General features: G+C 63.7%; 16 protein-coding genes. 5 read left to right on the top strand and 11 right to left on the bottom strand.

The genetic code is table 11. From position 1 onward, the window contains the following. Nucleotides 1-263: 263 nt before the first annotated feature. The 3 genes from AC6JA3_RS16990 to AC6JA3_RS16980 all read left to right on the top strand — a co-directional run bounded on the left by AC6JA3_RS16990 (nt 264) and on the right by AC6JA3_RS16980 (nt 4,052). Nucleotides 264-1,727: an FAD-binding oxidoreductase gene (locus AC6JA3_RS16990; protein ID WP_497920354.1), complete on the top strand. Its 1,464-nt coding sequence runs from the start codon at nt 264-266 to the stop codon at nt 1,725-1,727. 424 nt (nt 1,728-2,151) lie between these two features. Next, a complete protein-coding gene (locus AC6JA3_RS16985; protein ID WP_497920353.1) occupies nt 2,152-3,501 on the top strand; it encodes an MFS transporter in 1,350 nt (449 codons plus the stop codon). 62 nt (nt 3,502-3,563) lie between these two features. After that, nucleotides 3,564-4,052, top strand: coding sequence for a pyridoxamine 5'-phosphate oxidase family protein (locus tag AC6JA3_RS16980; protein ID WP_497920352.1), 489 nt, complete (start codon nt 3,564-3,566; stop codon nt 4,050-4,052). Between the two features lie 79 nt (nt 4,053-4,131). On the opposite strand, the gene AC6JA3_RS16975 is transcribed toward AC6JA3_RS16980, so the two are convergent. The 6 genes from AC6JA3_RS16975 to AC6JA3_RS16950 all read right to left on the bottom strand — a co-directional run bounded on the left by AC6JA3_RS16975 (nt 4,132) and on the right by AC6JA3_RS16950 (nt 11,379). After that, complete coding sequence (locus AC6JA3_RS16975; RefSeq protein WP_091554357.1) at nt 4,132-5,349, bottom strand: amidohydrolase family protein; 1,218 nt, start codon at nt 5,347-5,349, stop codon at nt 4,132-4,134. Nucleotides 5,350-5,372: 23 nt separating this feature from the next. After that, nucleotides 5,373-6,395 carry an ABC transporter ATP-binding protein gene (locus tag AC6JA3_RS16970; RefSeq protein WP_497920351.1) on the bottom strand — a complete coding sequence of 341 codons (1,023 nt, stop codon included), beginning with the start codon at nt 6,393-6,395 and terminating at the stop codon, nt 5,373-5,375. A gap of 8 nt (nt 6,396-6,403) precedes the next feature. Beyond that, complete coding sequence (locus AC6JA3_RS16965) at nt 6,404-7,468, bottom strand: ABC transporter ATP-binding protein (RefSeq protein WP_497920349.1); 1,065 nt, start codon at nt 7,466-7,468, stop codon at nt 6,404-6,406. Beyond that, complete coding sequence (locus tag AC6JA3_RS16960) at nt 7,465-8,466, bottom strand: ABC transporter permease (RefSeq protein ID WP_026542637.1); 1,002 nt, start codon at nt 8,464-8,466, stop codon at nt 7,465-7,467. The genes AC6JA3_RS16965 and AC6JA3_RS16960 overlap by 4 nt, the downstream gene beginning before the upstream one ends. An 82-nt stretch (nt 8,467-8,548) precedes the next feature. Beyond that, on the bottom strand, nt 8,549-10,273 hold the full coding sequence (locus AC6JA3_RS16955) for an ABC transporter substrate-binding protein (RefSeq protein ID WP_497920348.1): 1,725 nt from the start codon (nt 10,271-10,273) through the stop codon (nt 8,549-8,551). Between the two features lie 56 nt (nt 10,274-10,329). Then, complete coding sequence (locus AC6JA3_RS16950) at nt 10,330-11,379, bottom strand: ABC transporter permease (protein WP_497920347.1); 1,050 nt, start codon at nt 11,377-11,379, stop codon at nt 10,330-10,332. 146 nt (nt 11,380-11,525) lie between these two features. On the opposite strand from AC6JA3_RS16950, the gene AC6JA3_RS16945 reads away from it, so the two are divergent. Both AC6JA3_RS16945 and AC6JA3_RS16940 read left to right on the top strand, forming a co-directional pair. Next, entirely contained in the window at nt 11,526-12,992 is a 1,467-nt protein-coding gene (locus AC6JA3_RS16945; RefSeq protein ID WP_497920346.1) for a chlorohydrolase family protein, read from the top strand. 34 nt (nt 12,993-13,026) lie between these two features. Continuing rightward, the gene (locus AC6JA3_RS16940; protein ID WP_245232966.1) at nt 13,027-13,728 is read left to right on the top strand and encodes a GntR family transcriptional regulator; all 702 of its coding nucleotides are present in this window, start codon (nt 13,027-13,029) and stop codon (nt 13,726-13,728) included. Between the two features lie 63 nt (nt 13,729-13,791). Here AC6JA3_RS16940 and AC6JA3_RS16935 read toward each other — a convergent pair whose 3' ends face one another. From AC6JA3_RS16935 to AC6JA3_RS16915, 5 genes are all read right to left on the bottom strand, one after another. Continuing rightward, nucleotides 13,792-15,213, bottom strand: a complete 1,422-nt coding sequence (locus AC6JA3_RS16935) for a DUF4032 domain-containing protein (protein WP_026548382.1) — start codon at nt 15,211-15,213, stop codon at nt 13,792-13,794. Continuing rightward, the gene (locus AC6JA3_RS16930; protein WP_497920345.1) at nt 15,210-16,790 is read right to left on the bottom strand and encodes a beta-N-acetylhexosaminidase; all 1,581 of its coding nucleotides are present in this window, start codon (nt 16,788-16,790) and stop codon (nt 15,210-15,212) included. The genes AC6JA3_RS16935 and AC6JA3_RS16930 overlap by 4 nt, the downstream gene beginning before the upstream one ends. 104 nt (nt 16,791-16,894) lie before the next feature. Beyond that, nucleotides 16,895-17,977, bottom strand: a complete 1,083-nt coding sequence (locus AC6JA3_RS16925) for an ABC transporter ATP-binding protein (protein ID WP_026542644.1) — start codon at nt 17,975-17,977, stop codon at nt 16,895-16,897. A gap of 206 nt (nt 17,978-18,183) precedes the next feature. Beyond that, a complete protein-coding gene (gene otsB / locus AC6JA3_RS16920; RefSeq protein ID WP_347781828.1) occupies nt 18,184-18,981 on the bottom strand; it encodes a trehalose-phosphatase in 798 nt (265 codons plus the stop codon). Continuing rightward, the gene (locus AC6JA3_RS16915; protein WP_026542646.1) at nt 18,971-20,470 is read right to left on the bottom strand and encodes an alpha,alpha-trehalose-phosphate synthase (UDP-forming); all 1,500 of its coding nucleotides are present in this window, start codon (nt 20,468-20,470) and stop codon (nt 18,971-18,973) included. The genes otsB and AC6JA3_RS16915 overlap by 11 nt, the downstream gene beginning before the upstream one ends. Nucleotides 20,471-20,591: the final 121 nt, after the last annotated feature.

Here is a 20,591-nt window from a genome sequence, read left to right as displayed (position 1 = left end):
CCGGTGTTTGCCTGTGCGTGCCGGTGGTATCTCCGCAGGATTCTGGGCGATGCCGGGGACAACGTTTCCCACCCCCTGAGCCGGACCATAGCAAAGGCCCGCCTGTTTATCCCTGCCTGGTGACCCCTGCCTGGTGATCCCTGCTGGTGACACTGAAGCCCGCGGCATCGACCCCATGCCGCTCTGGCTAGACTGTGAGCACTGAAAACGCTGCGAAGACTGCCGGTTTGGCGTGTCCGCGGCACCCATGTGGAGGTAGTGCTTTGTCGGACGAAACGGCTGTAGCCGGTACATCAGAGGAACGCATCAAAGACCGCACGGTCGGGCATGCTGAACAGACCCGGCCGACAACCGGGCAACGGGCTTTCCTGCAGGAGTTGGCGGCCGGGCTTCGGGCCGGGCAAATGGCCGATGATGAAGAAACCCTCACCATCTACTCCATCGACCAAGGCCCGATGCTGGAAAGGCATCTGCCCCTGACCGTCGTCTGGGCCGAATCGGTGGAAGACGTCCAACACATCGTCCGCACCTGTGCCGCACATCAGGTACCGATCGTCGCGCGGGGCGCGGGAACCGGCGTTTCCGGAGGTGCGCACGCCACCAAAGGATGCATCGTGCTGGGCCTTGAACGGATGAACCGTATCCTTGAGCTCAATCCCGACGACGAAACCGCCGTCGTCGAACCCGGTGTCATCAACGCTGACCTCAACGCCGCAGCAGCCAAGCACGGCCTGATGTACGCGCCCGATCCGGCCAGCTACAAAATGTCCACCATCGGCGGCAACGTGGCCACCAACGCAGGCGGATTGCGCTGCGCAAAATACGGAGTAACCCGCGATTCCGTGCTGGCCCTGGACGTTGTCATGGCCGACGGCTCCCTCATGCACACCGGCCACCTAACCTTCAAAGGGGTTGCCGGGTACGACCTCACCGCGCTGCTGGTAGGTTCCGAAGGGACCCTGGGAATCGTGGTGGGCGTGACCGTCCGCCTGAAATACCTGCCCCGCGAAGTGCACACCATTGCCGCGTTCTACCAGGACTTCCGCAGCGCCGCCGCCGGCGTGCTCGCGGTTGGCCGGGCCCGTGTCCAGCCCGCCATCATGGAACTCCTGGACAACGGGACCCTGGTCCAGCTCGACGAACTCCACGGCGGCGACCTCCAAAAGCGCGGCAAATCCCTCCTGCTCATCCAGACAGACGGCTTCGGGGCGGCGGCAGAAGCCGACGTCGTCCGGCAAGTACTCGCCGACGGCGGCGCCACCGTGACCACCGAAGCCAGTGCCGAAGCCGAAATGCTCGTGGAACTCAGGCGCAACAGCCGCGGCGTAGAGGTAGACGACGAATTCAGGGTGGGCGAAGACATCGCAGTCCCGCGCTCCCGTCTGGTGGACTTCGTTGCCGAACTCGAAGCCATGGCCGCGCGGTTCCAGGTACGCCTCAAGGTGGTGGCCCACGCAGGCGACGGCAACCTGCACCCCACGTTTTGGATGGACCGCGTAGATCCAGCCACCGATGCCGACGCCTTGGTGCGCCTCAACGCTGCCCTTGATGAATCCATCCGGGTGGGCCTGGATATGGGCGGGACCATCACAGGGGAACACGGTGTGGGCCAATACAAACTCCGCTGGCTCGGGCTGGAGCAGCCGGAGCCTGTGCGGGAGCTGCAGCGGCGGATCAAGGAGTTGTTCGATCCTCAGGGGATTCTGAACCCGGGGAAGGCTATCTAGGCCTGCTTTTTTGGGTGTGGCCCGGGGTGATGCCCGGGGTGGGGCCTGTGGGGTGGGGCCAGTGGCCCGCAGGGCCGCAACGCTCGGCGCGCTCGGTCGTTCCTCCCTTAGACGCGCGCTGCCGCGTTCCGGCCCTGCGGGCCGCGCTCTCTCACATCCCCTTGGGTTTTGGGGGACGTTCTCTCACTTCCCCTGGTGGTTTGGTCGGACGCTCTTTCAGGTCCCCGGGGGTTTTGTGGGACGCTCTCTCAGGTCCCCGGGCGGTTTGGGGCGTTCTCTCATGCCCGCAAGGCTTTCTTGGTATTCCAAAGTCGGCGGGCGTGGATCACTGTTGTACCCTGTTGCCTTGTTTGGCGGTATTTACTTTCTCCTGTTCTCCTCTTAGGCTTGCTTGGTATACCAAAGTTGCTATGAGGGGAATGACGTGCGCGAGAAGCGGCAGGGTGGTGCTGGACTGGGTCCGCGGCTGACAACGGGGTTGGTTTTGCTTGCGCTGGTGATGGTGTCGGTTAACCTTCGACCCGCAATCACCACCGTTGCCGGAGTCATGAACCAGGTGCCGGTGGTCTTCGGGCTCGACGCCGCTTTGCTGCCCCTGCTGGGAACTCTGCCTGTGCTGGCCTTTGGGGTTTCAGGTCCCATTGGGCCGTGGCTGGCCAGGCGCCTGGGTACCGGACGGGCCGTTGCCCTTGCATTGGTGGTCCTGGCCTTGGCGCTGATCGTCCGTGTGCTGGTCCCGGCCCTTCTCCTGCCGGGAACCTTCCTGGCCGGCATGGCCATCATGAGTGCCAGCGTATTGGTACCGCAGATCGTCAAAGCAAACCGGGGCACGGGATGGTGGACAGGACTGTGCACCATGGGATTCGGGTTGGGTGCAGCCCTTGGTGCCGGACTGGTCCAGCCACTGCAGCACCTCCTCGGTGGCAGCTTGCCCTGGGCTTTGGTCATATGGGCGCTGCCCGCCCTCCTGGGTGCCCTCCTCATCCAACGTTCAGGAAGCGTCACGGTGGCAGGTTCCACGGCGGCAGGTACTCCGACGGCAGGTACCCCAGCGGAAGGTGCCAACCGCGCGGCGGCCGGGGACACGACGTCGTCGGCTATCACCACGAAGCCGGGCCACACCGAGCCTGTCCTCGCTGAGTCGGCGCTGCCCCTCAGGAAGCAGCGCACCGCGTGGGCGGTGACGGCGTTTTTCGGCCTTCAAGCAATGCTGTACTTCGCCATCACTTCCTGGCTGGCGGTGTATCTGGTGTCCCGGGGAATCCCGGCTGCAGAGTCGGCCGCCCTGCTCGCGTGGTTCAGCCTCGCAGGGCTGCCGGCCAGTTTGCTGGCCCCTGTTCTCGCAGGCAGGCCCGGCATCTTGAGGATCATGGCGCCGGGGCTCGGGCTGTCAGTGGCGCTTGCCTTGGTGGGCGTATTGGCAGCGCCGGCTGAACTGCAATTCCTCATGGTCGGGATCCTCGGGGTAGTCCAGAGCGCAGGCTTCGGACTCGCCATGGCCCTGGTGGTGATCCGCTCGGCCGGACCCCAATCGGCAGGACGGCTCTCCGCCATGAGCCAGGGGATAGGTTTCGCCGTCGCATCGCTCGGCCCGCTGGGAGCGGGATTGCTGCACACCATGACCGGTGGTTGGGAAGTGACGTTCCTGGCGCTCGCCGCTGAAGCCGTGGTGCTGGCCATCGCCGGGTTCCTCGCCATCCGCGGGCCGCTGGTCAGTGTTGGGCGGGCACCGGCACCAGCTGACCTTGCGTCCAAACACAGCTTGGTTCGGTAGCCCTACCCATCCAGTATGCCCTGCCCTGTCCGGGCGCACCTGCGCGGCGTATCCTCGGCGGTATGACGAACTCACCATCGGGGACCGATCAGCCAGGCAAGCCCGCCACCGAAGTCCTGGAAACCAACGAATGCTGGGAGCTCCTCAGGGGTGTCTCCGTAGGCCGGCTCGCGGTGTGGGTGGAGGACCATCCGGACATCTTTCCTGTGAACTACAAGGTAGACCACGGCACCATGGTGTTCCGGACAGGTGAAGGCACCAAACTCCACGCAGCCCTCAGCGATGCTCCCGTCGCGATAGAGGCTGACGGTGTTAACGCGGAGACGGGTGTGGCGTGGAGCGTGGTGGTCAAAGGCCAGGCAGCCGCTGTGAAGCTCACCCAGGACGTCCTCGACACCGTGGGGCTCCTCCTCTTCCCCTGGGAGGCAGGGCAAAAGGACCAGTTCATCCGGATCACACCCAGTGCGGTGACGGGCCGCCGCTTCAAGGTGACGCCGCCAGTAACCTGGTGGACGCCGCTGGACGATGCTCCCACAGCGCGGAGCGAGTAGCGCTTAACGACGAAACCCGCCCTTGGCCGATCCCCCGCGTTCAACTGCGGGGGATCGGCCAAGGGCGGTTCGGCAGAGGTTAGACCAGCTCCAGCTGGTCAGCCACGATCTTGCCCTGGTGGATTACTGTCCGGTCCTTGCCACGGTCCATGACGGTGGAGGCCACTGTTTCGCCGTCCACCAGCAGCAGTTCCGCGGGGTCGCCAACCTCGACGCCGGGGCGGTGGGTTATGTCCTTGAGCCTGGTGGCGTTCGGGTCAAGGATGCTGGCGCCACCTATGGTGGCGATGGCCAGGCAGTGCTCGATCAGCTCGTCCTTGCGGAAGCCGTGGGTGAAGGCGAGCTGCCAGGTGCGGTCCAGCATGTCGGTGTTGCCGTAGGGGGACCAGTAATCGCGCTGGCCGTCCTCGCCCAGGCCCAGCCGTACCCCGGCCTCGGTCAGCAGGGGAATGGGCAACTGCCCGGCAGCCGAAGGAGCAACAGAGGCCAGGGAAACGTCCAGCTCCGCGAACGCATCAATCAGCCTGCGGGTGGTGGCCTCGTTGACGCTGCCCAGTTGATAGGCGTGGGACATGGTGACCTTGCCCTGCATGCCCAGTGCACGGGTGCGCTCAAGCACCAGGTCGGTGCTGAAGACCCCCAGCTCGCCGGGTTCGTGCAAGTGGATGTCGATGGGGACCTGGTACTTTTCCGCGAGGCCGAAGACGATGTCCAGGTGCTTGGCTGGATCACGGTCCAGGGTGCACGGATCAATGCCGCCCATCACGTTGGCCCCGGCCTTGAGCGCCTCTTCCATCAGTTCAACAGTGCCCTCCTCCAGCAAGAGTCCGGCTTGGGGGAAGGCAATGATCTCCACCGACGCCTGGCCGGCAAACTTTTCCTTGGCGGCAGCAACGGCGTCGAAGCGTTCCAGCCGGCAGTCCACGTCAACCTGGGCGTAGGAGCGGACCCGTGTGGTGCCGCGTGCGATCATCCGTCCCAGGGTGTCGTTCACGCGATCCTGCAGGGGAACCTCCGCGTTGCGCCAGTTTTGGCGGTCGTTCATCATCATGGTCCACACGCCCGGTCCGCCGGTGTGTTCCCGGAACGGCAAGCCGATGCGCGTGGAATCCAGGTGGACGTGGACGTCGGAGAAGGACGGCACCAGAATCCGTCCCCGGCCATAGATGAGCGTGACACCGTCCGGAACGCTGCGGGCCGGGTCATGGGGTTCGACGGCGGTGATCTTGCCGTCAGCGATGCTCACGTCGCTGAGCCCTTGACCCCAAGGACGGGCGGCGAGAATCAGGGTGTTCAATGGGTACTCCTTCGGTAGTGAATCTATTGCACGCCTGCCAGCACCGATTCCGCCATACCTGTGTGGTGGCAGGCGGGGGCAGCGGGCGTGGCTGGAGTGGGGATCTGGTCGATGCAGCGTTGCCGCTGATCCTCAGGCAAGGTGCCGATCAGCGGGCAGCGGGTCCGGAAGACGCAGCCGCTGGGCGGGTTGGCGGGTGAGGGCAGATCGCCGCGAAGCCGGATCTTCACTTGTTCCCGTGCAGCGCGGGGATCCGGCAGCGGCACCGCGGAGAGAAGCGCCTTGGTGTAGGGGTGTCCCGGGTCGCTGAACAAGGCCTCGCGCGGCCCCTGTTCAACAATTTTTCCCAAGTACATCACCGCGACCTCATGGGAGATGTGCCGCACCACGGACAGGTCATGGGCAATGAAGATGTAGGAAACACCGGTATCGCGCTGGATCTGCTGCAGCAGGTTGACCACCTGTGCCTGAACGGAGACGTCCAGCGCGGATACGGGCTCATCACACACAATCACTGACGGGTTCAAGGAAATGGCCCGGGCAATGCCCACGCGCTGACGTTGTCCGCCGGAGAATTCATGCGGGAACCGGTTGTAGTGCTCGGGTTTGAGCCCCACCTGCTCCAGCAGCTCCTTGACCCGGTTCTTGAGTCCGCCCGGCGGGTTGATTTTCTGTGCCACCATGGGCGCTGCGATGGCCGTTCCCACGGTCTGCCGGGGATTGAGGGAAGCGAAAGGATCCTGGAAGATCATCTGGACCTTGCGCCGGAAGTTGTACAGGTCCTTGCCACGCAACCCGCTGATGTCCACGCCGTCGATCACAATCCGTCCGCCGGTCGGATCCAAAAGGCGCGCAACCATCCGGCCAGTGGTGGACTTACCGCACCCGGACTCGCCCACGAGCCCCAAAGTCTGGCCGCGGGCAAGACTGAACGATACGCCGTCGACCGCTTTGACTGAGCGTTTGGCAGTCCCCGGGAGGAAGCCGCCCTTGAGCGGGAAGTGTTTCTGCAGGTTCTCCACCTGGAGAATGGGCTGATGTTCCATGGCGGGTCCTAACGCGAATTCCGGATGGTGATGATCTGCGGGCCGCTCAAGTGGCACCGCTTGCCGTGCCCGTCCTCGACCCGCAGCTCAGGGCGTTGACTGACGCAGACGCCGTCGCCGGCGAGTTCGGCGTACTGGCACCGCGCGCTGAAGATGCAGCCTTTGGGCAGGTCAAGGAGCGACGGCGGCTGGCCGGGTATGGGATCGAGCCTGCCGGAGGAACTGGTCAGCGTGGGCATCGAGTTGAGCAGGCCCAGGGTGTAGGGGTGCCGGGTGTCGTAGAAAATGTCATCAACCGGGCCGGACTCCACGCATTGGCCGCCGTACATGACCAGGACGTCGTTGCATGCCTCGGCCACCACCCCGAGGTCGTGCGTGATGAGGATCAGCGCGGAGTTGGTTTCCTCCTGGAGCTCCGACATCAAATCCAGGATCTGGGCTTGGACCGTCACGTCCAGGGCTGTGGTGGGCTCATCGGCGATCAACAACTCCGGCTCGCAGATCAACGCCATGGCGATCATGGCACGCTGCCGCATGCCGCCGGAGAAGTGGTGGGGGTACTCGTCATAGCGCTGATCGGGGCTGGGGATACCCACCCTTCCCAGCATGTCGACGGCGGCCGCCCGGGCCTGCTTTTTGCTTGCCTTGTTGTGGACCAGGTATGCCTCGGCGATCTGGTGGCCCACGGTGTAGAAAGGGTGCAGTGCTGAGAGCGGGTCCTGGAAGATCATGCCGATGTTGCGGCCACGGAGCTGGCGCATGGCGGACTCGGGGAGGGCAACAAGGTCCTTGCCCTGGAACATCGCCTGGCCAGTTACCTGCGCCGAGGTGCCCTTGAGCAGGCCCATGAGGGCCTGGCTGGTGACGGATTTTCCCGATCCCGATTCGCCGACTATGCCAAGGGTTTGCCCACGTTCGAGCGTAAAGTCCATGCCGTTCACTGCGGAGACTACGCCGTCGTCCGTTGGGAATTTCACGGTAAGGTCGCGGATCTCCAGGAAGGGAGCAGTGCCGGCTGCAGGACCGCCGGGCCGGGCACCAGCGGTCTGGGTTGTGCTGTGTGCTGGGGTCATTGGAGCCTCACTCGGGGATCGATGGCGGCGTAGGCGAGGTCCACCACAACGTTGGCGACGATCACGAAGAACGCTGCCAGCATGGTGATGGCCATGGTGACAGGGAGGTCACCGGAGATGGCGGCATGCACTGCCGTGAAGCCCAGGCCGGGGACGGAGAAGATCTGTTCGGTCAGGACCGCTCCGCCCAGCAGCAGGCCGATGTCCATGCCGAGCATGGTGACCACTGGGGTGATGCCTGCCCGCACGCCGTGCTTGAACGTGACAGTGCGCGGTGCCAGGCCTTTGGCGCGGGCTGTCCGGATGAAGTCCTCGCCAAATGTCTCGATCATGTTGGTGCGGGTGACCCGGATATAGGACGCGCTGAAGAGGACAGCCAACGCAATCCACGGCAACAGGTAGTTGGCTACCCATGCTCCGGGGCCTTGGGGGCCAAAGGGGCTGTTGATCTCGTTGGTGGTGAACGGCAGCAAGTGGAGTTGGTTGACGAACAGGAGCAGCAGGAACAGGCCCGTCACGGGGATGGGCAGTGAGACGCCCACGGAAGCCGCGCCAACAATGAACTTGTCCATCGGCGTTCCTTTCCGCAGGGCAGCCAAAAGACCCAGGCCAACGCCGGTGATGGTCCACAGGACCAACGCGCCGATAGCCATGGAGAAGGTGTAAGGGAGTGAACGGGCAATGATGTCCGCTACGTTCTCATTGGTCTGGAAGGACTTGCCAAGGCAAGGCCATTCGCACAGCGTTTGTGCGCCGGGAGCACCAATCATCCGCGGCGAAAAGAGCCCCCGGATGTAGTCGGCGTACTGGACCAGGAAAGGCTGGTCCATGCCCAAGGCAACGCGGGCCTCGGCAACGCGCTCGGGCGTGCATTCCTGTCCGCAGGCAGCAGCGGCAGGATCCGAGGGGCCCAACTGGAAGAGCGTGAAGGTGATGAAGCTGACTGCGGCGAGAAGAAGGACCAGTGATCCGGTCCGGCGAAGAATGAAAGTCATCATGGTGGTGGTTGCGGGCCGCCCGTTGGTGCAGGCGGCCCGCTTCTCCTTCTGGACTATGCCCGAATAGTTTTTCGTAGTCCGGTTATTGCTCGACGCCGACGATCGAGAGGTCGATGCCGCCGAAGAAGTAGCCCACTTGGGCATTGCGGACATTCGAGCCCACCACGCTGTTGGTGTGGCTGCGGATGAGCGGGACGATCGGGTAGGTCTTCAAAGCAGACCCGAAGGCCTCGGACCACTTCTTGCCCAGTTCCTCGGAGGTGCCGTCCGTATTGCGGAGATCGAACATGGCCTTGGAAACTACGGGATCGAAGTAGCGGGACGTGTTGGAGAAGCCGTAGCTGGTGCCCTCGTTGTTCGGACCCAGCAAGGGATCTGCGGACGTACGGATGGACGCGGGGTCGGCACCGCCGCACCAGCCGGATCGGCCCATGTCCGGGAGCTGTTCGCTGGCCAGGACCGAGTAGTAGTTGGGTGCCGGAATCGCCACCAGTTCAACATCGATGCCCAGGGCCTTCAGGTTCTGCTGCACCACGGTGCCTGTGTTCTTGAAGGCATCCCGGTTGTTGGCGTAACCATAGGTCAGGCTCTTGGGGTAGTCCTTGCCTTCGAGGAGTTTCTTGGCTTCCTCCAGCTTGGGCTTGCCGGTGGGGTCCAGCTCCAGCTCGGTCTCCACATAGCCGCGCATTTTGGAGTTCAACGGGCTCTGGGTGAGCTCACCAAAGCGTCGTCCACCGTACTGGACCAGGATGGACTGGCGGTCCAGCGCCAAGGCGATGGCCTTGCGGACGTCCGGATCCTTGATCTTTTCGGTGTTCAGGCTCAGGACATCGTTGCATCCGAGCAGGCCCGAGGCCACGCGGTCTTTGACTTTGGCGTCCGCCAGTTTGGCAGAATCCGAGGTCTGAAGCGCACCGTTGGAGTCCAAGGTGATGGCGTTGGGGTCCGAGTCGGCCAAAAGCTGCTGGCTGATGGTGGCCTGGGACGTGGAGAGCGAGAAGCTGAACGTGTCAGGAAGTGCCGAACGGTTGGGGTCCGTGGCCGGATCCCAGTGCGGGTTGCGGACCAGCTTCAGGGACTTGCCGCGGTTGTAGGACTCCACCATGTAGGGCCCGGAGGACACAGGGTGGTTGGTGTAGTCCAGCTTGGTGTCCTTGGCCTTGGGCACCGGGGCCGTGTTGGAGCGTGATGCCAGGGCGGGGAACTCCGCAAACGGCTTCTTCAAATGGAAGACCACCGTGCGGTCATCGGGTGTTTCCACCGCCTTGAGCACAGCGGAAGGATCCTTGTACGGCCCCTTGTACCCACCGGCGTCGAGCGCTGCATTCAATTCCTGGGGCGCCTGGGTGTAGACGTCCTGGGCAAAGGTGCGCTCCACGCCGTACTTGATATCGGCCGAAGTGATGGGCGTGCCGTCCTCGAACTTCACGCCTTCCTTGAGCGTGAAGGTCCAGCTGAGGCCGTCGTCGGAGACTTTGCCGGTATCCGTGGCGAGGTCCGGGACCACTGTTGGTGGCTGGCCGGCCGTTTCCTTGGCCATGGTCAGCGTTCGGTAGTACAACTGGCCGACGTTGGCGGTCTGGACATAGTTGCTGTTGCCCGGGTCCAGGGTCTGGAAGTCTGATGACATGAGGACGTTGATGTTGCCGCCCTTGCCGTTGAAGCCGGACTTGACCACGTTGGGGGCCAACTCAGTGACTGAGCCGGCCGTCTGTGAACTGCCGGGCTGGCTTTGGCCGGCTCCGCAGCCGGTGGCGGCCATGGCGATCAACACCGAAAGTGCCAGAGCTCTTGCAGGGGTTTTCATGGTGCTCCTTGTGAGGGTGTAAGGCGATGCGGGGATGAGGGTCAGTGCGAAATTTGCTAGCGGGAGGACTTGGGGTCAAGGGCGTCGCGGACTGCGTCGCCCAGGAGGTTGAAGGCCAGGACGGTGACGATGAGCATGATGCCGGGAACGGCGAGGAACCACGGATCGCTGAGGTACCAGTTGCCGGATTGGGCTGCGTTGAGCATCTGGCCCCACGACGGTGTGGGGTCCTTGACGCCGACACCCAGGAAGGACAGTGCGGCTTCTGCCGAAATGTTGGTGGGGATCAGCATGGTGGCATAAACCAGGACGACGCCCATGACGTTGGGAATGATCTGCCGGAACAGGACACTGAGGTGGGAAGCGCCGAAGGACCGGGCAGCTTCCACGAATTCGCGCTCGCGGAGGCTGAGCACTTGTCCCCGGACGATTCGTGCCAGGTAGGCCCAGCCAAAGAAACCCAGGATGATCACCAGCGAGGCCATGGGCAGGAAGCTGCCTTCGCCCAAGGGGGTGTCCCGGAGCCGTGACTGCAAAATGGGGGTCAGGGACAGCACCAGCAGAAGGTGCGGGAATGCCAGGAACAAGTCCATGATGCGGCTGATGATGGCGTCGGTCTTGCCGCCGAAGTAGCCTGCCGCCGCGCCGAGGACCGTTCCGAGGACCACGGAGACTGCTGTGGAGAGCAACGCGATGGTCAAGGAGACCTGTCCGCCGTAGGCAAGCCGGGCGAAGAGGTCGCGTCCCAGGCCGGGTTCCACGCCCAACCAGTGCTGGGCGGACGGATACATGTAGCCGGGCAATGGAAGTCCCGGGGTCTGAAAGTCGTCCAGGACATCCGGGCTGGTGTTGGACGTGAAGGGATCGTTGCCGGACATGGCGCTGAGGACGGGAGCCAGGATGGCGAACAACATGATGGCCACAACAACGCAGAGGCTAAGGAAAGCGATTTTGCTCCGCCGGATCCGCATCCAGGCGGTGGCGAGCAGTGAGCGGGCCTCGGCGGGCGCGGCCGCTTTCCCCTCCGGCGACGTTGCCGGAGGAGGCGGCGGGCTGCCGATGCTTGGTTCTGACTGTAACTGGGTCAACGGTTCTGCTCGATTCATGATCCAAGGAGCTGGCTCCGGAGTTCTTGTATACCAAAATAGACTAGAGCAGGATTCATGCGATGTAAATCACAAATAATGTACTGTTTGGAATACCAGAGACTTCTCTTTTGGGATCTGAACCACAAACAGGAAGAGGAGCTGCCGTGCGCACCAAGGTCACTGCCCGCTATGTGCTGGGCCATCACCACGGACGCCATGTGCTGCTGGATGACGCGTGCGTTGTCTACAGCGGGGATGTCATTGAGTACGTCGGCCATGACTACAACGGGCCCGTGGACGAGGAACTCCACACAGGGGAGGCCCTGCTGATGCCTGGATTGATCGACCTCGATGCCCTGACCGACATCGACCACCTCATCCTGGACAGCTGGGCAAGCCCGGAGCAGGCCAAGGGCCACCAGTGGTCCGAGGACTACTTCCGCAACCACCGGGCGGATGTCTTTAGCGCCCAGGAACGCCAGGAGATCCGCGAGTATGCGTTGATCCAGCTTCTCCTCCACGGCGTCACCACGTACATGCCGATTGCCTCCGAAGTGCATTCCGAATGGGCCGAGTCCTTCGAGGAACTGGCGGGGATGGCAGAGACCAGCCGACGCCTGGGCCTGCGTGGCTACCTTGGCCCCGCCTACCGCTCGGGCGTGAACGTCGTGTTGGACAACGGCGAACGCTCGGTCATGTTCGACGACGACCGCGGCTGTGAGGGGCTGGCGGACGCCTTGCGCTTCCTGGACCATGCAACGGAACTCAACGACCCCCTGGTCAACGGTGTCCTGCTCCCGTGCCGCATAGAGACCCTGGACGTCGGGCTGCTTAAGGAGACCGCCGTGGCTTCCCGGCAACGGGATGTCCTGGTCCGCCTGCATTCGCTCCAGGGCCTGGTGGAACGCGAGCTGATCCTGCAATGGCACGGTGTGACGCCCTTGGAACTGTTGGACCAGACGGGCTTGCTCAACGAGCGGCTCCTGATCCCGCATGCCACCTACACTGACCGGAACCCTGCGGTGTTCGGTGAAGACCGGGGTGATCTCAAAAAGCTCGCGGACAGTGGCGCCAGCATCATCCACTGCCCGTTGACGTCCATGCGTTACGGCAGCACGCTGGATTCCTTCCAGGCCTACAAGGAAGCGGGCATCAACATCTCGCTGGGAACGGACTCGTTCCCACCGGACCTCCTCAGGGGAATTGACGCCGGCGTGCAACTCGCCAAAATCCTGGCCGGGAGGAACGACGCCGGTGACGTCGCCGGATACTTCGACGCCGCCACCTTGGGCGGGGCACAGGCATTACGCCGTCCTGACTTGGGTCGCCTCGAGCCCGGCGCCCAAGCAGATATGGTGGCCTTCCAACTCGGAGACATCCGCGACGGCGTCCATGAGGACCCGTTGCGGACCCTCATCCTGAACGGTACGGCCCGCCAGGCGGTGCTTTCCGTGGTGGCCGGCAGGACCATCATGGCGGACGGCGAAATCGACGGTGTGGACCTGGGTTTCTGGCGGGCGAAGGGCCAGGAACTCTTCGACAAGATGCGCCGCGCCTACACAGTCCGCGATGCCCGGAACCGACCGGCCGATGAGCTGTTTCCTCCCGTGTATGCTCGGTTGGAACGCTGACCGGCGCCGTCCGGCACAGGGAGCGGACGCCGGCATGAAGGGAAGTTTTACAGTGGCTGAGGCGATGCCGGACAACGGAAACGGCCGTGATGATGAGGCCCGTGCGGAGAACGTCTACCAACTGGTGTTGGAAGGCATTGTCACGGGGACTTACGCGCAGGGTATGCGGCTGCGCGAACGCGAGCTTTCCGAGCTCTACAACGTCTCCCGCATTCCGGTCCGGGAGGCCATCCAGCGCTTGGAACAGGACGGGTTCGTGGCGACGTTCCCACGCCGGGGTGCTGTGGTCCGGCAACTGACCCTGACCGATGTCAACGAGTTGTTCGACATCCGCCTGTGCCTGGAGACCTTTGCTGCACGGATGGCTGCCACCAGGGTTGCCGAGGGAAGCGACGGCGGACGTCTCCAGGAACTCATGGAAGCGTCCAAGATTGCCATTGACGAGGACCGGACTGACGACGTTGCCGTCATCAGCGCCGAGTTGCACGCCGAAATTGTGCGCCTGTCCGGCAACCGGCTGCTGATCGAGTCCGTGAAGCCCCTCTTTGGCCGGATGCGCTGGATCTTCGGACTGGCCCACAACCGCAGCAACGAACTCCAGCGTGATGAACACACCGAATTATGCAACGCGATCCTGAAGGGCAAGCCGGATTTGGCGTACTCCCTGGCGTACTCGCACATTGAGTTGGGCCGTGAGCCGGTCCTGGCCGGCCTGGCCGAAACCCTGGAACCGTGAGTTTTCGTACAGATAACGCCCTTTAGAGGCCCTCTTCCGGGCGTTATCTGTACAAAAACTCCGCTAGTCGTCGGCGTCCGGGTACTCTTCCTCGTCTTCATCGTCGTAGCGCCCGGATTCCTCCACCTCGACCTCAAGGATCTTCAGCAGCTCAGTGTCCGGGTTCAGCATGATGGCGGCCTCGTCGCGGCGGTGCTGCAGCACCGTATCCAGGTAGGACTGCACCGTCTCGGCCAAGGGGACGTACCTGTCCTGCTTCTGGCTCATGTACCAGCGGTGCTCCAGGACCTCGTGGACCACTTCGGCCGGCTCCAGCTTCCCGGCCAAGTGACGCGGAATGGAACGCACAATGGGCTCGAAGATTTGGCTGACCCAGATGTGGGCGCTGATCTCCTCGTCCAGTTCCGGGTTGTTGTCCGCCCGGAACTGGTCCATGTCGTTCAGGAGCCGGCGTGCCTGGTTCTCCTGGGCGTCCAGGCCGGTCAGGCGCAGCAAACGACGCTGGTGGTGGCCGGCGTCGACGACTTTTGGCTGGAGCTGGATGGTGGAGCCGTCCGCCGTGGTCTTGATGGCGTACTCCTCCACATCGAAGCCGAGCTCGTTGAGGCGGCGGATGCGGGCGGCCACACGCCACCGTTCGCCGAGTTCGAAGGACTCCTTCTCCGTCAGCTCAGTCCAGAGCCGGCGGTAGCTGTCCATAATCAGCTCACTGGTGGCCACGGGGTCCACCTTCTCCTCGATGAGCCCGCCGTCCAGCAGGTCCATCAGTTCGCCGGCAATGTTCACTCGGGCGATCTCGAGATCGTACTCGCGCTGTCCCATGGACAGGTCCGGGTAGAGCTCGCCGGTTTCAGCGTCCACCAGGTAGGCGGCGAACGCGCCGGCGTCGCGGCGGAACAAGGTGTTGGACAGTGAAACATCTCCCCAGTAGAAGCCCACAAGGTGCAGGCGAACCAGCAGGAGTGCCTGGGCGTCAATGAGGCGCGTCAAGGTGTCCTTGCGGAGCATCTGGGAGAACAGTGCACGGTACGGCATGGAGAACTTCAGGTGCCGGGTGACCAGCACCGGGTTCAGCGGCCGGCCATCCGCGGTGGTGCGTCCGGTGATCACAGCCACCGGCTCCACGCAGGGAACATCCAGCCGGGCCAGCTTCCGGAGCATGTGGTACTCATGGCGGGCCACGTGCTCGGAGGTTTCCTTGATGGCGATCACCGAACCACCCAGGTGCGCGAAACGCACGATGTGCCGGGAGATACCGCGGGGGAGTGCCGCAAGGTTTTCGGCCGGCCAATCCTCCAAGGCGATATGCCACGGAAGGTCCAACAGCTCCGGGTCCGCAGACGCCGCTGTGATATTCAGGGAACCGATAACACTGGCGGGAGGCGCGGTGTCCTGTGCACTCGCCGCTTCAGTGCGGGGGAGCTTGCCGATCTGCCCGTAGTCGGTCGGTTCGTCGTGCCACTGGGCTCCGTTTTGCTCGCTCATGCCTCAATTGTTCCGTACTCAGCGGTGGCCGCCGTCCCGGCGTCCGGGAACGGCCACCTCGACGTTGCTGACCATTCGACGTCGGGCGCTGCTTCGAAAGCGACGCCCTGGTAGGCGAGCCGCTCGCCCAAGGCGCCGAGCCGACGTCGGAAGTCACCTGCGTTGCGGACCTCCTGGCCCGACCACGCGACTTCCGCCAACGAGACAGCCCTGGGGTAGAGGAGCCACTGGGCCTGGGCGTTGTTGCGGACGGTTTCAGTCCACAAGGGGCCCTCGATGCCCAGGATGTGCTGGTCCGTCAGGCCGCCCTGGGCCGGATCCCAGTTGTAGTACTCCGCCCATGTGAACGGCCCGCCTTCCACCCATTCGAGCCCAACAGGACTCTCCGGGGAGTACTTCTGGTCCAGATACGTGTTGGCGGCCGGCGACATGATCACCGGCGAACCACCGGTCTCTGCCTGCTTGACCACCGGGGTGAGATCGCCGAACCAATACTGGATGACTGAACCTTGGGGGAGCTCACCCGCGGCGTACTCGTTCCAGCCCATGGCTGTCTTGCCGGTCGCGGCGGCAATCTTTGCGAATTCCTGCACCATGGCAACGTAGTCGTCGTGGTCGGTGACCTTCGCTTCGTCACCGCCGATATGGATGTACGGGCCTGCAGTGATCGCGGCGAGCTGAGCCAGGACCTCGCGGACGAACTCGTACGTGGCAGGAAGGGAACCGTCCAGTGTCGACCAACCGACGGCGGCGGTGGTGCTCATGGGCTTGGCCAGGCCATCGGCGTTAAGTTGCGGAATCGCTGCGAGGGCGGCATTGACGTGCCCGGGCAGGTCAATCTCCGGTATCACCAGGACGTTCTTGGTGGCGGCGTAGGCCTGGATGTCCTTGAAATCCTCTTGCGTGTAGAAGCCCTCGCGGCCACGGGCAGGAGCCGCGGTAGGGACCTCAACGGCACCCTGTCCTCCCACAACGGTGAGATCCGCGTACGGCAATCCCGACGGGTTTTGTTCCGGTTCGTGGATCTCGATGCGCCACGCCTGATCGTCCGTGAGGTGAAGGTGGAGGGCGTTCAGCTTGAACTGGGTCATGACGTCAATCTGTTCCTTGACCTCCTCCACGGTGAAGAAGCTGCGGGCAACATCAAGCATGAGGCCCCGGTAGGCGAACCTGGGTGCGTCGGCAATCTCGACGGCGGGAATCACCCAGTCGCCGTCTGGCCTACCGCTCTCGAGAGTGGCTGGGAAAAGCTGCCGGAGCGTCTGGACTCCATTGAAAAGTCCGGCCGGAGTGGAAGCCGTGAGCCCGACTCCGCTTTCGGTGACGCTGAGGGTATAGGCTTCCGGGCCGCCGTCGAACGCGTCCGCCAACTCGAGGGCAATGTCCCCGGTGCGGGTGTCCTCGACGACGGGCAACTCGAAACCAGTGCCGGCGCGCAGCACCAGGGCCAGCTGTTCAGCGACCGCGGCAGCTGAGTCTGCCGCTGCGATCCGTGCTGTGGGGGCGAGGGTGAAGGCAGGGGTTTCCTGGAGTGCGACGTGGGAGGGGCGGGGGACCAGGTTATCTGTGGTGTTCATACCGTTCTTTCCGGGAGAAAGGTTAACGCGAGAGCGGCCCGACCTGGAGGGGTCGGGCCGCTATCAAGATGCGGAAATGAATGGCGCGTCAGCGCCGGCCTGGACTAGTCGCCCAGGCGGAGGCCGGTCTTGGTGTCGAACAGGTGCACGTGGCCGGACTGCGGACGAACGAAGATGGACTCGCCCTTCATCGGGGGACGACGACCGTCGACGCGTGCAACGATGTCGTGGCTCTTGCCATCAAGGATGGTGTGGCCGTAAACGTAAGCGTCGGCGCCGAGTTCTTCAACCACGTCAACCTCAACCTGCAGGCCCTCGCCGTTGCCGACCGTCTCAAGGTCTTCCGGACGCGAACCGACGGTGACGGTCCGGCCGTGAGCCTCTTCGAGAACGTCGCGCGGCACGGGGTAAACCGTTCCGCCGAACTGTACGCCGCCGTCGACGACCGGCAGTTCCAGCAGGTTCATGGCCGGGGAGCCGATGAAGCCTGCAACGAAGACGTTCTGCGGACGGTCGTAAAGGTTGCGCGGGGTGTCGACCTGCTGGAGCAGACCGTCCTTCAGCACTGCGACGCGGTCACCCATGGTCATTGCCTCGACCTGGTCGTGGGTCACGTAGACCGTGGTGACGCCGAGGCGGCGGGTCAGGGATGCGATCTGCGTACGGGTCTGGACGCGGAGCTTGGCGTCAAGGTTGGAGAGCGGCTCATCCATGAGGAAGACCTGCGGGTTACGGACGATTGCACGGCCCATGGCAACACGCTGGCGCTGACCACCGGAGAGTGCCTTCGGCTTGCGGTCCAGGTACTGCTCAAGGTCAAGAAGCTTGGCGGCTTCGCGAACACGCTCGGCGCGCTCTTCCTTGGAGACGCCGGCGATCTTCAGTGCGAAGCCCATGTTGTCCGCAACAGTCATGTGCGGGTACAGGGCGTAGTTCTGGAAGACCATGGCGATGTCGCGGTCCTTCGGCGGAACGTCCGTGACGTCGCGGTCGCCGATCAGGATGCGGCCTGCGTTGACGTCCTCAAGACCTGCGAGCATGCGCAGGGAGGTGGACTTACCGCAACCGGAGGGTCCAACGAGGACCAGGAATTCGCCATCGGCGATGTCGATGTTGAGCTTATCGACGGCGGGCTTATCTGTGCCCGGGTACAGACGCGTAGCGTTATCAAAAGTAACTGTAGCCACAGTTATCAATCCCTTCACCGGCAGGTACGTGCCGGACGATCCGTTGTGAATGGTTCATTTTCTTCAGTTGAACTCCCCGGCCAATGGCCGGGGAGGATCGCATGACGCCGCACGGTACTGTGCGTCACATCACATCCAAGAGTATGTCAGACTTTTGGACTTACTACCTAAATGTTACGAACGTCACATGTTGCGCTGGTCACGCTTCAAGCCCCTGCCGTGACCCGCCGACGCTCACTGAGCAAGGCCTCAAGCAGCTCCGCCACGTGCACCGGCGCCTCCACCCTGTACTGGGCCTGGGTGAAGTCCAGACCGACTTTGATGCCCACGTCATCGCCCAGGAGCCTGCCCAGGGCGTCTTCGTCAGTGACGTCATCGCCGGCAAACAAGATGGCCGTGGCCCCGGTTGCCTGCCGGAGGAACTCCACCGCTTCACCCTTGGAAGCGTGGACCACCGAGGTCTCCAGTACGCGCTTGCCGGTTTTGAGGTAAACGCCCGGATGCTCGCGAAGCACCCGGGTGGCGGCCTCGACGGCGTCCTCCGCGACGTCGTCGTCGGCCATCCTGGTGTGGAGGACGACGCCGGCGGGCTTGTCCTCAAGCAGCGTCCCCGGAGCGATGTTCACGATTTCCGCGAGGACCTCACGGACCGCGGCCAGCTTGCTGCGCTGTTCGTCGTCCAGTTCCAGGCCCAGGGATCCTTCACCGAGCCAGACTTCGGCCCCGTGGCTGCCGATCAGCAGCGTGTCCGCAGGAGGGGAGGCGACCAGCCGCAGGCTGTCCAGTGCCCTGCCCGAGATGAGTGCCGTCGTCGTGCGTGGCAGTTCGGCGAGGGCCTCCAACGCCGCAGCGGAGCGGGGCAGCGGCCTGGCGTCCTCCGCCCTGTCCACGATGGGGGAGAGGGTGCCGTCGAAGTCGAGCGCCACCAGCAAGTGCTCCGTGCTGGATATGCGCCGGACTGCTTCGAGCAGCTCAGGCGATAGTGAGAGCTTCTCAGCTGTCATCGCGCACCACCTTCTCCTCCAGAGCGGCCAGGAACTCAGCCGACCAGTGATCGACGTCGTGATCCAGGATCTGCTTGCGCATCAGCTTCATGCGGCGGCGGGCTTCCTTCGGGGGCAGGTTCACGGCGCGCAGGATGGTGGATTTGAGGCCATCGATGTCGTGCGGGTTGATCAGGAATGCCTGCTTGAGCTGGTCGGCGGCACCGGCAAACTCGCTGAGGACCAACGCGCCATCATCCTCGGATCGGGCCGTGACATATTCCTTGGCCACCAGGTTCATGCCATCGCGCAGCGCGGTGACCAGCATGACGTCCGCCGCGAGGTACAACGCCACCATTTCCTCCACCGGATAGCTGTGGTGCAAGTAGCGGACCGCAGTGTTCTGGATGGTGTCGTAGGTGCCATTGATGTGGCCCACCGTGCCCTCGATCTCCTCGCGGAGCAGCCTGTACTGTTCCACGCGTTCCCGGCTGGGGCTTGCCACCTGGATCAGGGTGGCGTCCTCCACCTTGATGTGGCCGTCCGCCAAAAGTTCCTCGAAAGCCTTGAGCCGGTGCCGGATGCCCTTGGTGTAGTCCAGGCGGTCCACGCCCAAAAGGATGGTCTTCGGGTTGCCAAGGTCCTTGCGGATCTGCTGGGCGCGTTCAATGATCTCCGGCTTGGTGGCGAGCTCGCGGATCTGGGCAACATCGATGGAGATCGGGAAAGCCTGCGCCCTGGCGATGTGCGTTACCTCGCCGTCGGGGCCCTTGACGTGGACCTGCTGTTGCTTGACGCTGGCACCCAGGAAGCGGCGGGCAGAGCGCATGAAGTTGCCGGCATCGCTGGGACGCTGGAAGCCCAGGAGGTCCGCGCCCAGCAGGCCGTCAATGATTTCCCGGCGCCACGGCAGTTGGGCGAAAATTTCCGGCGGCGGGAAGGGGATGTGGTTGAAGAAGCCGATCTTGAGGTCGGGCCTCGTCTCGCGCAGCAGGCGCGGGACCAACTGAAGTTGGTAGTCCTGCACCCACACGGTGGCGCCATCGGCGGCGTGCCGGGTGACGGCGTCGGCGAACTTCCGGTTGACCTTGCGGTAGGAATCCCACCACGTGCGGTGGAACTCAGGCGGGGCAATGACGTCGTGGTACAGCGGCCAAATGGTCGCGTTGGAAAAGCCCTCGTAGAACAGTTCAACGTCATCGCTGCTCAGCTGGACCGGAATGAGGTCCATGCCCTCGTGGCTGAAGGGGCGGACCGTCTCGTCCGGGGCGCCATGCCAACCCACCCACGCGCCGTCGGATTTTGTCATCATCGGCGCGAGCGCCGTCACGAGGCCCCCGGGCGAACGCCGCCAGCCGTCAGCGCCGTGTCCGTCGTCATCACTGATGCGGTCCACGGGCAGCCTGTTGGAGACCACCATGAAGTCGAACTTTGTTGCCGTGGGCTTCTTGACTGGAGCAGCCCGAACGCCTTCTTCGGTCTTGAGTTTTTCGCTTGCCAAATCCTGCATTAATGCTCCCTGGGGTTGCTGTGACTCAACTCCCAGCCTACTAGCGGAATCTTCCATGGCACTTGATCGTTCAACAACCGGGCAGGAGGGTCTGCGGCGGATCTTCAAGTTTGCTCCCGTA

Source organism: Arthrobacter sp. TmtSoilC79, from assembly GCF_059739405.1.
This window is presented reverse-complemented; position numbering and strand designations above follow the sequence as displayed.